This window comes from Amycolatopsis sp. NPDC114505 (assembly GCF_055633615.1).
Genome location: NZ_JBVKDV010000001.1, coordinates 3,094,274 through 3,113,047, shown reverse-complemented (window position 1 = coordinate 3,113,047; position 18,774 = coordinate 3,094,274). Strand labels below are relative to the sequence as shown.

Sequence of the window (18,774 nt, the reverse complement as noted above, 5' to 3'; positions counted from 1 at the left end):
CAGAGCTGACAGACCTGTCATCCGACCTTTGCCTGTGCCCGGGGCCGGGGTCAACACTTTGACAAAGACCTGGCTCGTGCCCTCAACGTATGAAGATCCGGTCAGGATCGGGTGGCGACGGTGTCAGGGCGCCTAACCTCGACGCGGTGTGCGCACGTGTACTGGTCGCCGAGGACGACGAGAAGCAGGCCGAGGTGCTCCGGCTTTACCTCGAAAGCGAGGGTCACACCGTCGTGCTGGCCCCGGACGGCCGGGCGGCGCTCGACGAGGCCCGCCGCGATCGCCCCGACCTGCTGGTCCTCGACGTGATGATGCCCAAGGTCGACGGCCTCGACGTCTGCCGCATCCTGCGCGGCGAGTCCGACGTCGCGGTGCTGATGCTCACCGCCCGCGCGACCGAGGACGACCTGCTGCTCGGCCTCGACCTCGGCGCCGACGACTACCTGACCAAGCCCTACAGCCCGCGCGAGCTGATGGCCCGGGTCCGGACGCTGCTGCGGCGCACGGCCGTGCGCGACGAACCCCCCGACACGGCGTTGCGCGCCGGCCCGCTGCGGCTCGACCCGGTGCGGCACGAGGTGGCGATCGACGGCCGCCCGGTCGAGACGACGCCGGGTGAGTTCCAGCTGCTCGAGACGCTGATCCGGCAGCCGGGCCGGGTGTTCACCCGCCGGCAGCTGCTGGAGCTCACCCGCGGCGACGACCGGTTCGTCAGCACCCGGATCATCGACGTCCACGTGCTCAACCTGCGCAAGAAGCTCGAGCCCGACCCGCAGAACCCCGTCTACCTGCGGACCGTCTTCGGTGTCGGGTACAAGCTGACGGCGGACGATGACGCCTAGCTTTCCGCTGCGACGCAGTCTCGTCGTCCGGCTGACGGCGGTCTCGCTGCTGATCGCGCTGGGCTCGATCGCCGCGACCGCGTGGCTCGCCGTGCAGACGACCACCCGCGCGATCCAGCAGGAACAGGGCCAGGCGCTCTCCGGCGACGCGACCATCTACACCGAGGTGCTCGGCTTCGCGGCGGCCAACCACACCTGGGACCAGGTCGGGCCGAAGCTGAAGACGCTGTCGGAGCAGACCGGCCGGCGGATCGTGCTGACCACCCTCGACCGGCACGTCCTCGGCGACTCCGGCGGCGCGCCGGTCACCCTGCCGGTGAAGGCGACCGCGTCGGTCGACCCGCTGCACGTCGACCCGGTCCTGCTGCCCCAGGCCGGCACCAGCGGCATCGACCCGCGCGCGGTGGGCCCGTTCCGGCTGCCGCCGAAGGAACGCGACGACCTCGACGGGCTGGCCAGGAAGGCCGTCGCCTGCCTCGACTCGCTGGGCATCACCGGCCAGGTGCGGGAGTCCGCGAGCGGGCGCGCGCAGCTCACCGGGGCGGACCCGCTCAGCGTCCGCTACTTCGCGGCGAAGTGCGGGGTCTACGAGCTGGCCACGCCGACCCCGACCGAGGACGCCGCGCTCGGCAGCCTCAACGACGCCGTGAACCGCTGCCTGCGGAACCAGGGCGCGGATCCGGTGAAACTGGACCTCGACCTCGAGATCCTCGCGACTTCGGACCCCGGACCGAGCCAGGGCTGCCTCGACTCCGCCCGCCGCGAGCAGCTCACGCCGTTCGTCGCGCCGCCCGCGTTGCTGTTCACCCTCGGGCCGAGCGGGTCGCCGCTGCCGACGTTCACGCTGTCGCAGGAGAACCTGACGCGGATCCTCGCGGTGACGGGCGGCGTGCTGCTGCTGGCGGCCGCGATCACCGTGCTGGTCGCGCGGCGGCTGGCCCGGCCGCTGCGCGCGCTGACGGAGGCGGCGCAGCAGGACCGGCCGGCCCCGGTGAAGTCCCGCGACGAGGTCGGTTACCTCGCCACCGCGTTCAACGACCTCACCGCCCGGCGCGAACGCATCGAGGAGCAGCGCAAGGCGATGGTCAGCGACATCGCCCACGAGCTGCGCAACCCGCTCAACGTCATCCGCGGCCGGCTGGAGGCCGCCGAAGACGGGCACCTGCCGTTCGACCACGCGCTGAGCGCGTCGCTGCTCGAGGAGACCGTGCTGCTGCAGCACATCGTCGAGGACCTGCAGGACCTCGCCGCGGCCGACGCCGGCCGGCTGCGGGTGCACCCGGAGCTGCTCGACGCGGCCGAGCTGGCCGGCCACGTCGCCGCCGCGCACGCCGACCGGGCCGCCGCGGCCGGCGTCACGCTCACCGTCTCGCCCCACGGCGAGACCGGGCTGGCGGCCGACCCGGTGCGCCTGCGCCAGATCGTCTCCAACCTGGTGACCAACGCGGTCCGGCACACGCCGCCCGGCGGCCGCGTGACGATCCACGTCTCGTCCACTGTGGACGAGGTGGTGATCGCCGTCGCGGACACCGGCGCGGGCATCGCCGCCGCCGACCTGCCGCACGTGTTCGACCGGTTCTGGCGTGCCGAGAAGTCCCGCAGCCGCCAGACCGGCGGCAGTGGGCTCGGCCTCGCCATCGTGCGGCACCTCGTGGAGGCGCACGGCGGAACGGTGACCGTCGAGTCCGAAGTGGACGCCGGATCGACGTTCACCGTCCGGCTACCGAAGCCGGATCTCCGTGGTGAGGGTGCCGGGGTGCGGGACGCGCAGGACGTGCAGCCGCCGGGCGCCGTCACGGAGGAAGGTGACGGCGGTGGCGGTGACGGTCGCGGCGAGGGCGGTGCCCCAGCCGATCGTGATCGTCGTGCGGCCGCGGCGGATCGTCAGGCCTGACGCCGTCGCGCTCGCGTTGACGCCGTGGGCGACCGGTGTGCCGTCGGAGAAACGCACGTCGTCGCCCGGGCGCAGGACCAGCGGGACCTGCTCGGTGAGCGGCGTCGCGCCCCGGACCGCGCGGGTGACGGTGTCGCGCGTGATCGTCAGGTCCGTGCGGATCCGGTTGTCCAGGCCGTACCGGACGACGACCGGCGCGGCGCCGGGCACCTTCCGGCTGCCGTCCCACGCGCGGTCGCCGATGGCGTAGGTCGCGTCCAGGAGACCGCGGGCGTCCGGGCTGCCGTTGGGCAGGAGACTCGCCCAGCACTGCGTGTCGTCCTGTTGCGAGTGGACGACCATGCCGGCCGACGGGTGCCACAGCATGCCCTGCGCGCCCCGGACGTAGGTCGACGGCCGTGTGCCCCAGAACCCGGCCAGGTACAGCTGCGGGCGCCGCACGTAGACGTAGGTCTGGTTCAGCTCGGCGTCCCGGCGCTGCACGGCGAAGTCGTTCGAGCGCAGGTACGGGAGCTGCCGGATGGACGCCTGCTTCTCGCCGTGCGACGGGAAGGCCTCGCCGTACGACACGTGCGCGAGGATGCGCGGCGAGGTGTCCTGTTTGGCCGGTCCGATCGCCGGGCCGGGCACCTTCGCCCACTGCCTGCGCGTCTCGGCGCGGTCCTCGCGCGTGGTGAAGAACGCGGCCAGGTCCGGAACTTCCGGCACGAACAGCGAGGCGAGGTTGGTCCGGTCGGGATCCGGGATGACGTCGTCGTAGTAGGAGACGTGCGTGCGGCTCGACGTCGCGACGTAGGTCAGCGAGCCCGAGCCGTCCGGTTCGCGGACGACGTTGTAGCCGAACCAGTCCGCGAACTTCCGGGCCATCCCGACCACCGTGCGATTGCGGGTGAGCGCGTAGATCTCGGCCAGCTCCGGGAGCATCACCTCGAAGTTGTAGTTGACGTCCATCCCGGTCGGCTCGTAGAAGAAGCCGGCCGGGCTCTGGCCGTTCACCGCGAGGAACTCGATGCGGTCGTGCAGCTGCTTCGAGAGCACGGCGTCCGGGTTCAGCTTCAAGGCCAGCTGGGACGACGACAGCCCGGACGTGTTCTGGTTGGCGAACTCGATCGGGTGCGCCCAGATCGGGTTGGCCGGGTTCAGCAACCACGTCATGCCCAGGTGCAGCGAGGCTTCGAGGTCGGCCCGGCGGGCGGGCAGCGCGTCGACCTGACGCAGGTTGGCCAGCGTCTTCGCGAGGTAGCCGAGGCCGAACCCGGTGGCGGCCTTGGACTTCTCGGTGATCGAGTACTCCGGGAACGAGCCGTCGGCGTGCTGCAGGTTCAGGTAGTGCGCGATCGCCGCGTCGAGCCGGTTCCGCAGCGCCGGGTCCAGGTGGTACGGGTTCCACAGCCGCCGGTTCGCGTAGAACCAGCTCAGCGTGTAGACGTGCTCCTGGACGCGGGCGTTGTACGGCTCGCTCGGCGTCCGCCACCAGCCGCCGCCGAAGAACCCCAGGGTGGCGGGATCGGTGCTGACATCGTTGACAATGCCCGGCAAAATGGCGAGGTAGGGCGCGAAGCGCTGCTCCGCGGGCGTGAAGAGCCGCCGCACCGGGGCGCCGGGCGGCAGCGCGGCGAGCGGCGGGTACGGGCCCACCGGCGGGGGTACCGCGGCGGACGCGGTCCCGGCACCGACGATGCCGAGCGCCGCGGCGGCGGTGGCCCCGCCGAGGAAGGTTCTGCGATCGATCACAACTGCCTCCTAGCCTTTGAGGCCGCTCTGGGCGAGCCCTTCGACGAACTGGCGCTGCGCGATGATGAACACGACCAGGACCGGCACGACCGTGGTGGTCGCGGCGGCGAGCTGGACGTTCCAGAGGTGACCGCCGTAGACGTCGACGTACTGCGTCAGCGCCACCGGCAGCGTGAACATGTCCTTGTCGGTCAGGTAGACCAGCGGTTCCAGGAAGAAGTTCCACGTGTTGAGGAACGTGAAGATGGCGACCGCGGCCAACGCGGGTTTCGCGATCGGCATAGCGACGCGGCGGTAGAGCCCGAACCGGGACAGACCGTCGAGCCGGCCCGCTTCTTCGAGCTCGCCCGGGATCGTGATGAAGAACTGCCGCATCACGAACGTCGCGAGCACGCTCGGCGCGCCGAAGATCGGGACGACGATCAGCGGCCAGTGCGTGTTGGTCAGCCCGAGGTCGTCGACCAGCCGGAACAGCGGGATGATCGTGACCTCGCTCGGCACCATCAGCCCGACGAGGATCAGCCCGAACAGCTTCTCGCCGCGGAACCGGATGCGGGCGAACGCGTACCCGGCGAGCGAGGAGAAGAACATCGTGCCGAGCGTGACGAGCACGGCGATGTAGAGGCTGTTGAAGTACTGCCGCGCCAACGGAAAGTCGGTGAACGCGGCCTTGTAGTTCTCCCACTGCGGCTGGTTCGGGAACAGCTTCGGCGGGTACGCGAGCACCTCGTTGGCCGGCAGTAGCGAGGCCGTGATCATCCACCAGGTGGGGAACACGAACGGCACGGCCAGCACGACCATCACGACGTAGCTCGCGATCTTGGCCCTACGACTCATGGAACACCCACCGCTTCCGCATCCGCCACTGCAGCAGCGTGAGCACGAGGATGACGAGGAACAGCACGACGGCCAGCGCGGAGCCGTAGCCGAGGTCGTGGTTGGCGAAAGCCTGCTGGTAGAAGTAGAACACCAGCACGTTGGTGCTGTCGGCCGGCCCGCCGAGGGTCAGCACCTGGATCTGCGCGAACACCTGCAACGCGCCGGCGACGGTGATGATCGCCGTCAGCAACGTCGTCGGGCTGATCATCGGCAGGATCACCGACCGGAACCGCCGCCACGGCCCGGCACCGTCCAATTGCGACGCCTCCATGATGGACGTCGGAATGCCTTGCAGGGCAGCGAGGAACAAGACCATGTTCAGCCCGACGTTCTTCAGCACCTGCACCACGATCACCGACAGCATCGCGGTGCCGTTGCCGCGCAGCCAGTTCGGCCCGTCGATGCCGACGGTCTGCAGCAGCGCGTTGATCCCGCCGTTGTCCTGAAGGAGGAAGTTCCAGACGATCGTCCACGCGACGAGCGTGACGACCACCGGCGAGAAGAAGACCGTCCGGAACACCGTGGTACCGCGCAGTTTCAGGTTGAGCAGCAACGCCAGCGACAGCGCGAGGGTCAGGTTGAGCACGACCAGGCCGACGCAGAAGATCGCCGTGGCGCGGGCGACCTTCGGCGCGGTCGGGTCGTCGAAGAGCTTCGCGTAGTTGTCCGCGCCGGCGAACGCCGACGTCCCGGCCAGCAGGTTGACGTCCTGGAAGCTGTACCAGACGACCGCGGCGAGCGGCGCCACGACGAAGGCGAGGAAGCCCAGCGCCTGCGGGGCGATGAAGATCCACCCCGCCAGCGCGTCGCGCTTCTTCGACGTCAACGTCATTGGCTCAGCGCCGGGTCGATCGCCTGGCAGACACCGTCCAGCGCGGCGGGCACGTTCGCGTCCGGCTTCCACATCGGGTCCAAAGCGGACTGGACGAGCGACGCGATCCGCGCGCTTCCGGTGTGCGACGGGAGCACGGCGCCGGTCTTGATTCCGTTCACCACGACGTTCTGCAGCTGTTCCTGGCTGAACAACGGGTTCGCCTTGGCGAGGGTGGCCGCGTTGAGCAGGCTGTCACGGGCGGGCGGGAAGTACTGGCCGAGCTTCGCCGAGTTGGCCGGGTTGGTGAAGAACGCGAGGAAGTCCGCCGCCGCCTTGGCGTGCTTGCCCTTCACCGGGACGCCGATCCCGGCCTGGCCGATGACCTGCGCGTTCGCCTTCGGCCCGGCGGGCAGCGGGACGATGCCCCACTCGAACGGCTTGGCCTTGAGCAGCCCGGCCCGGCTGATCTGCGCGATGGTCAAGCCGCTTTCCCCGGCGAAGAAGTCCGCCGTCGTACCCGGGCCCGGCAGCGCCTTGTCGGTGAAGATCGCCTGGTGCAGGAACGTCATCGCGGACGTCATCTCGGGGCTGGCGAACCCGCAGGTCTTGCCGTCCGGGCCCCACGCGTCGGCGCCGAAGCCGCGCCAGACCGAGGCCAGCAGCACCCACTGCTTGTACTCGAACTCGCGGATCACCAGTCCGGCCTTGCCGGTGTCCTTCGCGGCGACCTGGGTGGCGATCTGCTTGGCGGCGTCCCACGTCCACCGTCCACTCGCGAGCAGCTGGTCGGGCGTCTCGGTGATGCCCGCCTGGGTGAGCAGGTTCTTGTTGTAGAACATGCCGAACGGCGACGTCGAGAACGGGTAGGCGTAGAGGCCGCTGTCCTTGGTCCACAGCTTCGTGGCCGACGGGACCAGCTCACCGGCGTTGTACCCGGCGGCGGCGTCCAAAGTGGGCTTCAGGTTCGTCAGCGCGCCGGACTGGACGAAGTCGGGGGCATCGCGCTCGAGGATCCACGCCAGGTCCGGCGGGTTGCCGCCGGAGAGCTGGGTGGTGAGCGCGGCCGAGTAGGCGCTGGTGTCCCCCGGGACGACGTCGAACTTGACCGACGCGACCTCCGGGTGGGCCTTGCGGTACTCGGTGGCGATGGAGTCGAAGAGGGCGAGCTGGTTCTTGTCGGTCGTCCAGACCGTCATGCGCAGCGCGATGTTCGTGTCGTCGCCGGCGCCGCCGGAGCAGGCGGTCGAAGCCAGTGCGACGGCGGACAGGGCCGCGGCGGCGAGCAGCCGGGTTCTACGGTAGGCCACGATGCCTCCTGGTTATTCGAATTAGCAGGGACGGTAAGCGTCGCCCCGTGCACTGTCAACAGGCCGTTCGGCCTCAGCGGGAGTCTGGTGTGGAGGGTCCCGTCGCGGTGGCGCCCTCGTGGATCTTGCACGGCAGGAGCAGCTGGCGCGACCGGGGGTTCTTCAACAGCTCGACGAGCACGCGCACGGCGTGCACGCCCATTTCGTGGCGCGGGATGCGGAACATCGACCAGTCGGTGGCGGTGCTCGGCACGGCGTGCGCGTGCGGCTGCTGCGACGGGTCGGCGTCGCCCAGCACCACGATCGAGAGGTCCGCGGGCACGTCCAGGCCGAGGTCGTGCGCGCACGCGAGGATGGCGTCGGCCATCGCCGAGCTCTCGACGAGCAACGCCGTGACGCCGGTGTCGAGCACCTGCCGCAGCGCGATCGCCGGGTCCTCTTCGAGGAACACCAGCGGCGGACGGCGTCGCTTGCGCGCCGCCGCTTCGTACCCGCTGCGGCGGTCGAGCGTCGGCTCGTTCTCCTCGGTCACGCTGAGCAGGCCGATCCGCCGGTGCCCGAGGGCCCACAGCCGGTCGTGGACCTCACGGGTGGCCGCGACGTAGTCCGCGCCGACGTAGCTGATCGGCCCGGTCGGCGACTCGCGGCGCCCGACGAACACGAACGGGAACTGCTCCTCGACGAGCTGCGCGAGCTCCTGCGGGTCGTTGTGCCGGCCCAGCAGGATCGAGCCGTCGGCGATGCGCAGCCGGTTCGTGCCCGCCTCGTAGATGCGGCGGCGCCCGTCGCGGCGGCCACCGCTGGTGAACAGGAGCAGGTCGAAGCCCTGTTTCTCGGCCTCTTCCTCGATGCCGAGCAGGAACGGCCGGTAGAAGTCGGCCACCCCGGACGGGAACACCGACTCGTAGGTGAAGACGCCGAGGATCTGGTTGGTCCCACCGCGCAGCCGGCGGCCCATGATGTCCACGGTGTACCCGGTCTCGCGGAGCACCTGCTGCACGCGGTCGCGGGTCTCCGGGGTGATGCGCAGGCTGTCGGAGCCGTTGAGGACCATGGACACGACGGCCTGCGAGACGCCGGCCAGGCGCGCCACCTGGGCCTGCGTGACCCGGCCCGAACCCGCCGTCATCCGTGACTCCCTCCGGCTCGTCTCCGCCAGACCTTACCGGCGGCCGCATCAGTAGCCCCGCACTTCCGGCCAGCGGCGCTCCACCCCGGCGTGGTCGAGCATCCGGGCGAAGTCCTCGAAGTGCCGCGGGTCTTCCCGCACGGCCCGCGGTTCGACGTCCTCGCCGATGGCGAACGCGGCGAGCAGCCCGGCGACCTCGCCGATGTTCCACTCCACCGGGTGCAGCCGGAAGCAGCCGTTGGTGATGTGCGTGGTGCCGATGTTCTTGCCGGCCGGCAGCAGGTTCCTCGTGCGGACCGGCAGCAGCGCACCCAGCGGGATCTCGTACGGGACGCTCGCGACGTCGATGTAGTTGTCCCCGCCGGTCGAGGGGTGCAGGTCGATCCGGTAGCTCCCGACCCCGACGGCGTCGTCGCGGCGCACGCGGCCGTCGACGCCGAGGATCTCGGCAGAGACGTCGTGCTCGGTGACGGTCGTGACGGCCTTTATGCGCCGCGCTTCGCGGACGTACGCGGACTTCGCGAGTCCGTCCTTCGTGTCGGTGACGTCGGGGCGGAGCTTGAGCCCGGGGAAGCCGGTGCCGCCGTCCGCGCGGGGCGCTTCGGTCTGCAGCCAGTACAGGACGGACAGACTCAGCTGCTTGGCTTCGTAGTGCGCGGTCACCACGTCGTCCTCGGTGGTGTGGCCGGGGATCGTGAGCGCGGGCTTGAGCCAGTAGTCGTTGAGGGGCCAGTTGACGAGCGTGATGTCGGAGTCGAACGCGCCGTCGGTGTGGAGGTTGCGGGCGAGGATGCGGCGGAAGGCCCACAGCTCCTTGTCCCCGGCGTCGGCGCTCTGGTCGGCGCTGACGGCCAGCGGGTCGCCGGGCGGGTTGGGGACGAAGGTGCGTTTCCCCGGTTCGAGCGTCCGGGGGTCGGGCGCGACGAAGCCGAGCAGCGGGCCGGGCCAGAAGTCCGGCTGGTAGTCGCGCCAGAAGCCGTACATCGCGGGCTTGTCGATGACGTGGTTCTCCCCCTCGTGGTGGGAAACCGCGAAGCAGTAGGTGATGCCCTGGAGGTTGGCCGGGGCGGCTTCTTCCGGCGCGTGCGGTTCGCCGTGCTCACTGCGGGCTTCGGCGCCGGTGACGTGCTCGGTGCCGGTGAGCGGCAGGAGGTCGCCGTTCTCGGTGGCGTCGAGGACGTACTGGGCCTTGACGGTGACTTTGTCCTGGCCGCTTTCGAGCACCACGGCGTCGACGCGGTCGTGCGTCGTGTGCGCCTCGACCGGCCGGTGGTTACGCAGGACGTGGATCCGCCCGGCGCTGACGTGCGGCGCGAGCATGGCTTCGATGACGGCCAGCGCGACGCGGGGTTCGCCGCAGAGCTTGCTGACCCGTCCCGCGCCCGGGTTGAGCTCCGGCCGCTTCGCAGCCTCGGCGCGCAGCGGGTAGTGCCGGCGGTAGTGGTCGCGGATGCCCTCACGCAGGTCACGGTAGGTGCGGGTGGAGCCGAACCGCTCGATCCAGGGGTTCTCGTCCGGCGGCACGGCCTGGGCGGTGAGCTGGCCGCCGAGCCAGTCGGTCTCCTCGGTGAGCACGACCCGCCGGCCGTGACTCGCCGCGGCCAGCGCGGCGGCGACCCCGCCGAGTCCCCCGCCGACCACCAGAATCTCCGTGTCCAGTTCCCTCATGAAGCCTTCCCCGGCGCTGATAATTCGAATTACTACGCGGGTATGGTGCGCTGGGACCAGGCCGGACGTCAAGAGCCAGATTGTGCGCGAAGAGGCATCACGCGTGATTGAGCAGGCATCACGCGTGATCAGACGGGCATCAGCGCGATGCCCCTCCAGACACGAGTGATGCCCCGCTGATCACGCGTGATGCCCCTTCCGTCACGGGTTACAGGGGGATGCCGGAGTAGTTGTCGGCCAGTTCGGTCGCCGCGGACACCGAGCTCACCGTGCGACGGAGCTGGGCGAGCTGGAGCTGGGCGTCGAAGTCGTCGCCGTGGCGGTGCAGCATCGACGTCATCCACCACGAGAAGTGCGTGCAACGCCAGACTCGCCGCAACGCCGTCTCCGAGTACGCGTCGGCCAGCGTGTCATCACCGCGGAAGGACGCGGTCAGCGCACGGGACAGCAGCGCGACGTCCGCCACCGCCAGGTTCAGCCCCTTCGCGCCCGTCGGCGGCACGATGTGCGCCGCATCCCCGGCCAGGTAGAGGTTTCCGTGCCGCATCGGCGTCGACACGAAGCTCCGCATCGGCAGCACGCTCTTCTCGGTGATCGTGCCGGTCCCGAGCGTCCAGCCGGAAAAGGCGAGCCGCGTCGACAAGGCCGTCCAGATCCGGTCGTCGCTCCACTCGGCGATGTCCTCGTCCGGCGCCACCTGCAGGTAGAACCGGCTCACCCGCGGCGAGCGCATGCTGTGCATCGCGAAGCCGTCCGGGTGCCAGGCGTAGATCAGCTCGTCCGCCGACGGCGCGACGTCGGCCAGCACGCCCAGCCACGCGAACGGGTACGCCCGCTCCGAGACCTGAGCGTCCGGAATGGACAGCCGGCTCGGCCCGTGGAACCCGTCGCAGCCGACGACCACGTCCGCGTCGACCCGCCGTGCCGCACCGTCGGCGTCCACAAAGGTCACGGACGGCGAGCCCGTCACGTCGTGCAGCTCGACGTCCGACGCCGAGTAGTACACCGGACGGCCCGCCTTTTCCCGCGCCGCCATCAGGTCCTTGGTGATCTCGGTCTGCCCGTAGATCGTCACCGGCCGGCCGACGAGGTCGACGAAGTCCAGGTGGTGCCGCTCGCCGGGCCACTGCAGGTGGATGCCGCGGTGCTCCATGCCCTCGACGTCGAGCCGCGCGCCGAGCCCCACCGAGCGCAGCAGCTCGACCGTGCCCGCCTCAAGCATCCCCGCGCGGATCCGCGCCTGGACGTGCTCGGCGGTCTGCCGCTCGACGAGCACCGAGTCGATGCCTTCGAGGCCGAGCAGGTGGGACAGCAGCAGCCCGGCCGGGCCGGCGCCGACGATGACGACCTGGGTGCGCACGGCAACGTCCTTTCACGCGGAGAGCCCGAGCATCTCCCCGCCGGCCCGCGCACTCCAGACCATTCTCATTCAGTGAGAGAGTGTCCGCGAGATTCCGCGCGCCGCGGCGCGCAACGCCGGGATCTGCATCCGCGCGGAGTCGTCGTTGGGCACGATCACCGACAGCGCCGCGACGACGTCACCACCCGGTCCCCGCAGCGGGACGGCGATCCCCGTCGTCTCTTCGTCGATGAAGCCCGCGCAGTACGCGTAGCCGTCTCGCCGGACGTCGGCGAGGAAGCGCCGCAGCCGCGCCGGGTCGGTCAACGTCGTGCGCCGGAAAGCCTCCAGCGGACCGGCCAGCACCTGTTCCTGCAGGTCAGCGGGCGCATGGGCGAGCAGCACGAGCCCGGACGACGACGCGTGCAGCGGCAGCCGCCCGGCCACCCGCGTCACGTTCACGATCGCGCCGGGCGCGGAAAGCCGCTCGACGAACAGCACCTCGCGGTCCTCCAGCACGGCGAGCTGGGTGTGGTGCCCGACGACGGCGTGCAGGTCCTCCATGAACGGCATCGCCGCTTCGCGCAGCCCCAGCGTCGGCGACGCGCGCGACGCGAGCTCCCACAACCGGACGCCCACGCGGATCCTCCGATCGGGGTCGCGCCGCAGCCAGCCGTGCCCGACCAGCTCTTCGATCAGCCGCGACGCCGTCGCGACGTGCAGCCCGGCCCGCCGCGCGATGTCGGTGACGCGCAACGCGGGCGCGTCCGGCTCGAACGTCTCGAAGATCCGGACGACGCGCGTCAGCACGGAGTCGCGTTTCACCACGTCAGGCAGTGTGCCCCACCGCGGGAGCGGGGCACACCGCGACGCGTCACGGCAGCGAGTTCAGGAACGGCTCGTGGCTGTTCTGGAACTCCCAGTTGTAGTACTTGTCCCAGTTGATCGACCACGTCATCAGCCCGCGCAGCGCCGGCGACGTCCCGCCGCGCAGTGTGTACGAGCCGCAGCCACTGCCTTTGACCAGGCAGTTGACCGCCGTCTGGACGTCCGCGGGCGACGTGTAGCCGTTGCCCGCGCTGACCGCCGCCGGCAGCCCGACCGCGATCTGGTCCGGCCGCAGCCCGGGGAAGAACTGCCCGGTGTTCGCGACGGTGAAGCCGGCCTTGAGCATGTCGGTCATCGCGATGTGGAACTCGGCGCCGCCCATGTTGTGGTACTGGTTGTCGAGCCCCATGACCGGGCCGGAGTTGTAGTCCTGGACGTGCAGCACGGTCAGCGAGTCCCGCAGCGCGTGGATCACCGGCAGGTAGGCGCCGGTCCGCGCGTCACCGGCGCTCGTGCCGCCGTAGAACTGGTAGCCGACCTGCACGAAGAACGTCTCCGGCGCCATGGTGAGCACGAAACCCGAGCCGTACTTGGCCTTGAGCGACTTCAGCGCGGAGATCAGGTTGACGATCACCGGGGTGGTCGGGTTGCGGAAGTCGGTGTCCCCGGCGTTGAGCGAGAGCGAGTGGCCCTCGAAGTCGACGTCGAGGCCGTTGAGGCCCCACTTGTCGATGATCGCCGAGACGGAGCTGACGAACTTGTCGCGCGCGGCGGTCGTCGTCAGCTGGACCTGGCCGTTCTGGCCGCCGATGGAGATCAGGACCTTCTTGCCCTGCGCCTGCTTGGCCTTGATGGCGGCGGTGAAGTCGGCGTCGCTCTCGACGTTCGGGCATTCGGTCGCCGGGCACCGGTTGAAGCGGATGTCCCCGGAGGTGACGGACGTCGGTTCGCCGAACGCGAGGTCGATGATGTCCCAGGCGGCGGGGACGTCGGCCATCCGGACGTAGCCGGAGCCGTTCGCGAAGCTGGAGTGCAGGTAGCCGATGAGCGAGTGCTTCGGCAGCCCGGTGTCGACGCAGCCGCTGGTGGTGGCGCTGGTGGTCGCACTCTTCGGCGATTCACCGGCGGCGTTGTAGGCCGCGACCGAGTAGCTGTGGGTTGTGCAGGCGGTCAGGCCGGAGATGGTGGCATTGGTGCCGGTCGTCGTCGCGACGACGGTGCCGCCTTCGTAGACGCGGTACCCGGTGACGGTCCCGGCGGCGGCGCCCCAGCTGAGGGCGATGGAGGTGTTGGTGATGCCGCCGGTGGCGGGGGTCCCGGGCGCACCGGGAGTACCGGGGGTGCTGCCACCGGGACCGTCGAGGACGACGTCGTCGGCGTAGTAGGTGCCGGCGCCGTACCAGCCGTGGAGGTAGAGCTGGGCGGAGGTCTGGTTGCCGGTGGTGAAGGTGAGCGAGAGCTGGTTGTAGGCGCCGGAGTTGCCGGACCAGGTGGAGGCGCCGCCGGTGATGCCGAGGTAGACCGGGTTCCCGCGCACCCAGGCCGAGACGGTGTAGGTGGTGTTCGCCTGAACGGACACGGTTTGCGCGCACTGGGCGTAGTCGGCACCGACGGGGGTGCCGGCGAGCGCGTAGCCACCACCGTGCACGGGTGAGCTGACGGTGGTGGCGTTGGCACAGGTCCAGCCGGAGAGCGAGCCGGCTTCGAAACCGGGGTTGGTGAGGAGGTTGGCGGCCTCGGCATTCCCGGTCACCAGACCGGAGAGCGCGAGCACGAAGGCGGCGAGGGTTGCGGACAGTCTGGAACGCCTCATCGGGTCCTCCAGTCGGGGAGTTACCCGATATTGTCTAGACCAATATGTAAAATGTCCAGACCAACTGAGGGTGATGGGCGGCTGCGGGGGCTACCGCGAGTGGCCTCCCCGGGTTGCTCCCCGCCGCTCTGCCCGGCTCGCCTGGCCTCCCGCGCCTGCCCGGCTTGGGCATCTGGCTGACCGCCCGGGCACGCAAGCCGACCATCCGGCACGCGAGGCACGCGAACCGGCCATCGCGGCACGCGTGCGGCCAGGCAACGTCCCTCAGCGCCTTCGCCTTCGCCTCAACCGAGCCCGGAAGCCACACCCCTGCCGGCACCCCCTCTCGGCTACCCGCCAGCACCGCCTCCGGAGGCCACGCCCCTCAGCGCCTCGGCAACACCCGCGACCCGCGCCGGCACCCACCCCTCAGCAGCTCACCAGCAGCTTCGCCACCACCCGCGTCCGCCCGGCCCTGGCCCGGTCGATCACCTGGACACTGCTCCACCCCACCGGCACCCGCGACGCCAGCAACGCCTCCCGCCACCGCCCGGCCCGCCGCACGTGCCGAGCGAACGACCGCGGCCGCACCACGCGGCCGCGGCTGCGCTGGCCGGCCAATGCTTCCGCCGCCGTCACGTCCAGGAACAACAGCCGCACCGGCCGGCCGCTCACCGCCCCCACCAGCGCCAGCAACGCCCGGGTCGATGCGCGCGTCGACGGCTCGTGGACCACCAGCGGCCCCGGCGCGCATGCCCGGCGGACCACCCGGGCGCGGTGCCACGCGTGGACCACCGGCCGGTAGCAGCGGTACGGCACCGCGGGCACCGCCGCCGCCAGGCGGGCGCGGACCTGGTCGGAATCCAGCACCACCAGGCCGGGCGCGGCGTGGTTGAGCATCGTCGTCTTGCCCGCGCCCGGCAGGCCCGCCACCACGAGCAGGTCGCGGGGCCCGAGCTCGATCACCGTGGTCTCGCTCATGCCCCGACAACGCCCGGGAAAAGGTAATGGTTCCTTTACCTAAAGCTCACGGAGTGTGACCAAACCAAACGCGGACTCGACCGTGCGGCCCGCGCCACCCGGAAAGACGACCCGATGTCACCTCCCGTGCGGGAAGTCACCCACTCGCCTGAAAACCCATGCGCGGCAAGGCATTCGTCGTTCCGGAACCGCTTCGGGTGAAGATCGTCCGCAGCCCTTCCCGGCGTCCGGATTTTCCCTATCTTCTGGAAGGGACGCACTGCTCGAACAGGGGAACTCGACATGACCCAGTCGCTGGAACTCCCGGTCCAGGAATTCTGTCTCGATTGGACGCTCACCGGCGACGACGGCGGCCGGGTCGGGATCACGCTCTCCGGGCAGGTCTCCCTGCTCGACAACAACCGGTTCTACAAGATCGACGGCGTCGTCTACGTCACCGAGGGCGACGCCGACATCCGCGCGGTCGGGAACCCGTGCCTGTCCGTGCGGCGCAACGGCGTCGAGAAGACCGGACGCCAATGGGGCTGGGAGATGTGTTCGGCCCGCAAGCGCCTCGGCGCGCTGAACACGATGGAAGGCTACTTCGTCCGCACCGGCTACTGGGCGCCGGCCGACCGCGCCATCCAGCTGAGCCTCTGCGCCGAAACCGGGTGGAGCCGGCGCAAGAGCTACAGCCCGCACGTCACCGTCCGGATGGTCGACTGACCACTGTGGACGCCCGGCGCCGCGCCGCCGCGACCACGAGGCCGGCCGCGACCGCGCCCGCCACCGCGCAGCCGGCGCCGAACCCCGGCGACGGTTCGTGCACCCGCAGCACCGACACGCACAGCCACGTCACGGCGCCGAACAGCAGGCCCAGCACCGGCCCGCCGACCGACGCGCCGCGCCAGCGGTGGCCGTTGCGGATGGTCCGCAGCCCGGACTCGAGGTAGGCGAGCGCGAACAGCGCCAGGATGAGACTGCCCGCGCCCATCGCGCTGGCCAGCGGGTGCTGGCTGGTGAGGAGCGTGAACGTCTGCGTGACGGGCCCGGTCTGCACCGTCGCCGTCACCGCGCCGCCGACGACCCACCGCGCGATCGCCGGCAGGGTGAGCTGCGCGGTGAAGCCGTTGCCGGCCGCTTTCGCGTCGGTTTCGGCCGAGCCGAGCGGGATCCCGGCCGCGGACAGCGTGAGCGTGATGTGCCCCGGGTTGCCGGTGCCGGCCAGCGCCAGCGGCTTGCTGAGGTCCACCTCGACCGGCGTCGTGACGGGCTGGGTGCCGAGGAGCAGCGTCGAGGACGCCTGGTGCGGCAAGCGTTCCGGGTTGAGCAGCGCGAGGACGACCAGCACGATCGCGGCCGCCGCCGCGGCCAGCCGCAGCCACAGCACCGCGGCCTTCGAGCCGGCCGCCGGGTCGAGCGGGCCGGAACCGCCACCGGTGCGGCCGGAGTCCGGGCCGCCGCCGGCAACACCGACGCCCGCACCGCCGGCCGAACCCGAGCCATCTCCCGCCCAGCCTCCCGAACCATCACCCGGCCGGCCGCCGCCCGGGCCATCTCCCGGCCAGCCGCCCGAGCCAGGACCGGTGTCCGGCACCCCACCCGGCGCGACCAGCGTCGCGTTCGGGCCCGACGGCCGCTGGACCGGCCGTGTCCGGGCCTCCCCCGGCGGCGCCGGCGCGGTGGGCGAGTTCAGCCCGGCGATCACCCGCGGCGTCAGGTGCAGCACCGGCACCCCGGACCGCTCGAGCCAGCCCGGTCCGTAGACGGCGGTGGCGGCCCCGGCCAGGTCGGCCGCGAAGGACTCGACCTCGCGGTACCGCGAATCGAGCTCGCGCGCGAGGCTGCGCATGATCACGCCGGCGATCGGCATCGGGACGCCCGCGATCGGCCGCGGGTCGGTGAACATGTGCTGGCGCATCATGCTGATCGCGCCGCGCGTGTTGTCGAACGGCAGCTGCCGGGACAGCAGTTCGTAGAGCACCGTGCCGGCCGCGTAGACGTCGGCCGCCGGGCTCAGCGCGTTGCCCATCGCCTGTTCGGGCGCGATGTACGCCGGGGTGCCGAGGATTTCGCCCCCGTGTGTGACGAGCGTGGCGCCCTCGCTGATCACCCGCGCGATGCCGAAGTCCGCCACCTTCACGACGCCTTGCATGTTGAACAGCAGGTTCCGCGGCTTGACGTCGAGGTGCAGCACGCCGGCCCGGTGCGCCGCGTGCAGCCCGGCGAGCATCGCCAGGCCGATCGCGCACGCCTGCTCGCCGCTGACGCCGCCGCCGTGGAACCGGCTGTGCACGGTGCCGCCGTCGAGCCGTTCCATCACCAGCAGGTGCTCGCGGCCGGTGCGGACGTAGTCGTACACCGGGACGATGTGCGGGTGGTCCAGGCTGGCCAGCACGCGGGCCTCGCGGTCGAACAGCTCGCTGCTCGCGGCGTGGTTGAGCACGTCCCACGGCAGCTGCTTGATCGCGACGCTGCGTCCCAGCGTCCGGTGCGTCCCGGCGAACACGACGCCCATGCCGCCTTCGCCGATCTCGGCGCCGATGTCGTACTGCGGCAGCGCGGCGACCAGTTCGGCCGGTGCGCTCATCGGGTGAATTCCTGCCTGGGCGGGATCGCCATCCGGACGGTGGTGTCGCGGCCGGTGTCGTCACCGCCGGTGACGACCGGCGGCGGCGCCGGGTGCGGCGTCAGGTAGCCGAGCAGGAACGCGATCGCCGCGGCGCCCAGCACCACCGGGATCTCGATCGCCGGCTCCGGCGGGACCAGCCGCAGCACCGACAGCGTGATCACCGCGACCAGCCCGGTGCCGAACCCGGCGGGCAGGAACCGCAGGCCGCGACGCCAGCGGTTGGGGGCCAGTCGATGCCGGGCGAGCGCGAGCAGCGCGGTCAGCCAGGTGAGGACGGTGAGCACGAGCATCGCCAGGCCGAAGACGCCGTAGACCGACCAGAAGGACCCCCGGACGTCGGCGACCGTCGTCGCCTCGCCGAGCGTCGCGCGCTGGGCGTCGAGCAGCTCGACCGACGACGGCAGCAGCCCGGTCGCCTGCCCGGTGAGGTCGCCGAGGTCGAGCACGAACGTCCGGGTGACCGAGCCCCGCGCCGGCACTTCGAACGGCGCGGTGGTGTCGTAGGCGAAGAAGGTGAGGGCGAGCGCGACGCCGGAGAGCCGGACGCTGCGGACCTTGACCGGGGCGCTGCCGGAGTTGGTGGCCACGACCTGCACCTCGACCTGCTTGGCCGGGTCGATCGGGACCGTGGCGTCGGCGATCGGCCGCCGGTCGATCGTCACCTGCACGCCGAGCGAGCCCGCTTCGGCCGACGCGGGTGGCGCGCCGAGCAGCACCCCGCACAAACCCAACGCAACCCCCGCCGCGATGACACGTCCCATTGGGCATCCCCTACTTGCGTTATCCGAGTCGTGCGGAATGCTACAGCGAGCACACACCGGGGAGGGACGTCCCAATGCGAATCGTGGTTCGGCTGTTTTTCGGCGCCGTCGCCGGAGCGATGCTGCTTCTGGCGTTCGCGGGTAACGCCAATGCACAATACACATCGACGGTTGGTTTGAAACCGTCGAGTGGCA

The 18,774-nt window shown here is 70.9% G+C and carries 14 protein-coding genes; 3 read left to right on the top strand and 11 right to left on the bottom strand.

Annotation, left to right across the window (positions count from 1 at the left end):
- Nucleotides 1-146: 146 nt before the first annotated feature.
- Nucleotides 147-842: a response regulator transcription factor gene (locus ACZ7OU_RS15480; protein ID WP_470255474.1), complete on the top strand. Its 696-nt coding sequence runs from the start codon at nucleotides 147-149 to the stop codon at nucleotides 840-842.
- Entirely contained in the window at nucleotides 832-2,736 is a 1,905-nt protein-coding gene (locus ACZ7OU_RS15475; protein WP_470255473.1) for a sensor histidine kinase, read from the top strand. Before ACZ7OU_RS15480 ends, ACZ7OU_RS15475 begins: the two co-directional genes overlap by 11 nt.
- A 1,743-nt stretch (nucleotides 2,737-4,479) precedes the next feature.
- Here the strand turns inward: ACZ7OU_RS15475 and ACZ7OU_RS15470 are convergent.
- The 9 genes from ACZ7OU_RS15470 to ACZ7OU_RS15430 form a co-directional block, all read right to left on the bottom strand.
- Nucleotides 4,480-5,307 (bottom strand): carbohydrate ABC transporter permease, encoded by an 828-nt coding sequence (locus tag ACZ7OU_RS15470; protein ID WP_470255472.1) that lies wholly within the window; start codon nucleotides 5,305-5,307, stop codon nucleotides 4,480-4,482.
- A complete protein-coding gene (locus tag ACZ7OU_RS15465) occupies nucleotides 5,297-6,181 on the bottom strand; it encodes a carbohydrate ABC transporter permease (protein WP_470255471.1) in 885 nt (294 codons plus the stop codon). Before ACZ7OU_RS15465 ends, ACZ7OU_RS15470 begins: the two co-directional genes overlap by 11 nt.
- The gene (locus ACZ7OU_RS15460; protein WP_470255470.1) at nucleotides 6,178-7,470 is read right to left on the bottom strand and encodes an ABC transporter substrate-binding protein; all 1,293 of its coding nucleotides are present in this window, start codon (nucleotides 7,468-7,470) and stop codon (nucleotides 6,178-6,180) included. The genes ACZ7OU_RS15465 and ACZ7OU_RS15460 overlap by 4 nt, the downstream gene beginning before the upstream one ends.
- Before the next feature lie 73 nt (nucleotides 7,471-7,543).
- Entirely contained in the window at nucleotides 7,544-8,599 is a 1,056-nt protein-coding gene (locus tag ACZ7OU_RS15455) for a LacI family DNA-binding transcriptional regulator (protein WP_470255469.1), read from the bottom strand.
- Nucleotides 8,600-8,647: 48 nt separating this feature from the next.
- Nucleotides 8,648-10,267, bottom strand: coding sequence for an FAD-dependent oxidoreductase (locus tag ACZ7OU_RS15450; RefSeq protein ID WP_470255468.1), 1,620 nt, complete (start codon nucleotides 10,265-10,267; stop codon nucleotides 8,648-8,650).
- Nucleotides 10,268-10,475: 208 nt separating this feature from the next.
- A complete protein-coding gene (locus ACZ7OU_RS15445; protein WP_470241292.1) occupies nucleotides 10,476-11,627 on the bottom strand; it encodes a 4-hydroxybenzoate 3-monooxygenase in 1,152 nt (383 codons plus the stop codon).
- Nucleotides 11,628-11,696: 69 nt separating this feature from the next.
- Nucleotides 11,697-12,434, bottom strand: a complete 738-nt coding sequence (locus ACZ7OU_RS15440; protein WP_470241293.1) for an IclR family transcriptional regulator — start codon at nucleotides 12,432-12,434, stop codon at nucleotides 11,697-11,699.
- A 46-nt stretch (nucleotides 12,435-12,480) separates the two neighbouring features.
- Nucleotides 12,481-14,247, bottom strand: coding sequence for a chitinase (locus tag ACZ7OU_RS15435; RefSeq protein WP_470255467.1), 1,767 nt, complete (start codon nucleotides 14,245-14,247; stop codon nucleotides 12,481-12,483).
- Nucleotides 14,248-14,655: 408 nt separating this feature from the next.
- A complete protein-coding gene (locus ACZ7OU_RS15430; RefSeq protein WP_470255466.1) occupies nucleotides 14,656-15,207 on the bottom strand; it encodes an AAA family ATPase in 552 nt (183 codons plus the stop codon).
- Nucleotides 15,208-15,489: 282 nt separating this feature from the next.
- On the opposite strand from ACZ7OU_RS15430, the gene ACZ7OU_RS15425 reads away from it, so the two are divergent.
- On the top strand, nucleotides 15,490-15,912 hold the full coding sequence (locus ACZ7OU_RS15425) for a hypothetical protein (protein ID WP_470241296.1): 423 nt from the start codon (nucleotides 15,490-15,492) through the stop codon (nucleotides 15,910-15,912).
- Here ACZ7OU_RS15425 and ACZ7OU_RS15420 read toward each other — a convergent pair.
- Together ACZ7OU_RS15420 and ACZ7OU_RS15415 are read right to left on the bottom strand one after the other, a co-directional pair.
- Nucleotides 15,890-17,776: a serine/threonine-protein kinase gene (locus ACZ7OU_RS15420; RefSeq protein ID WP_470255465.1), complete on the bottom strand. Its 1,887-nt coding sequence runs from the start codon at nucleotides 17,774-17,776 to the stop codon at nucleotides 15,890-15,892. The two genes, ACZ7OU_RS15425 and ACZ7OU_RS15420, sit on opposite strands and share 23 nt — an antisense overlap.
- Nucleotides 17,773-18,579 (bottom strand): hypothetical protein, encoded by an 807-nt coding sequence (locus tag ACZ7OU_RS15415; RefSeq protein WP_470241298.1) that lies wholly within the window; start codon nucleotides 18,577-18,579, stop codon nucleotides 17,773-17,775. Before ACZ7OU_RS15415 ends, ACZ7OU_RS15420 begins: the two co-directional genes overlap by 4 nt.
- Nucleotides 18,580-18,774 lie beyond the last annotated feature (195 nt).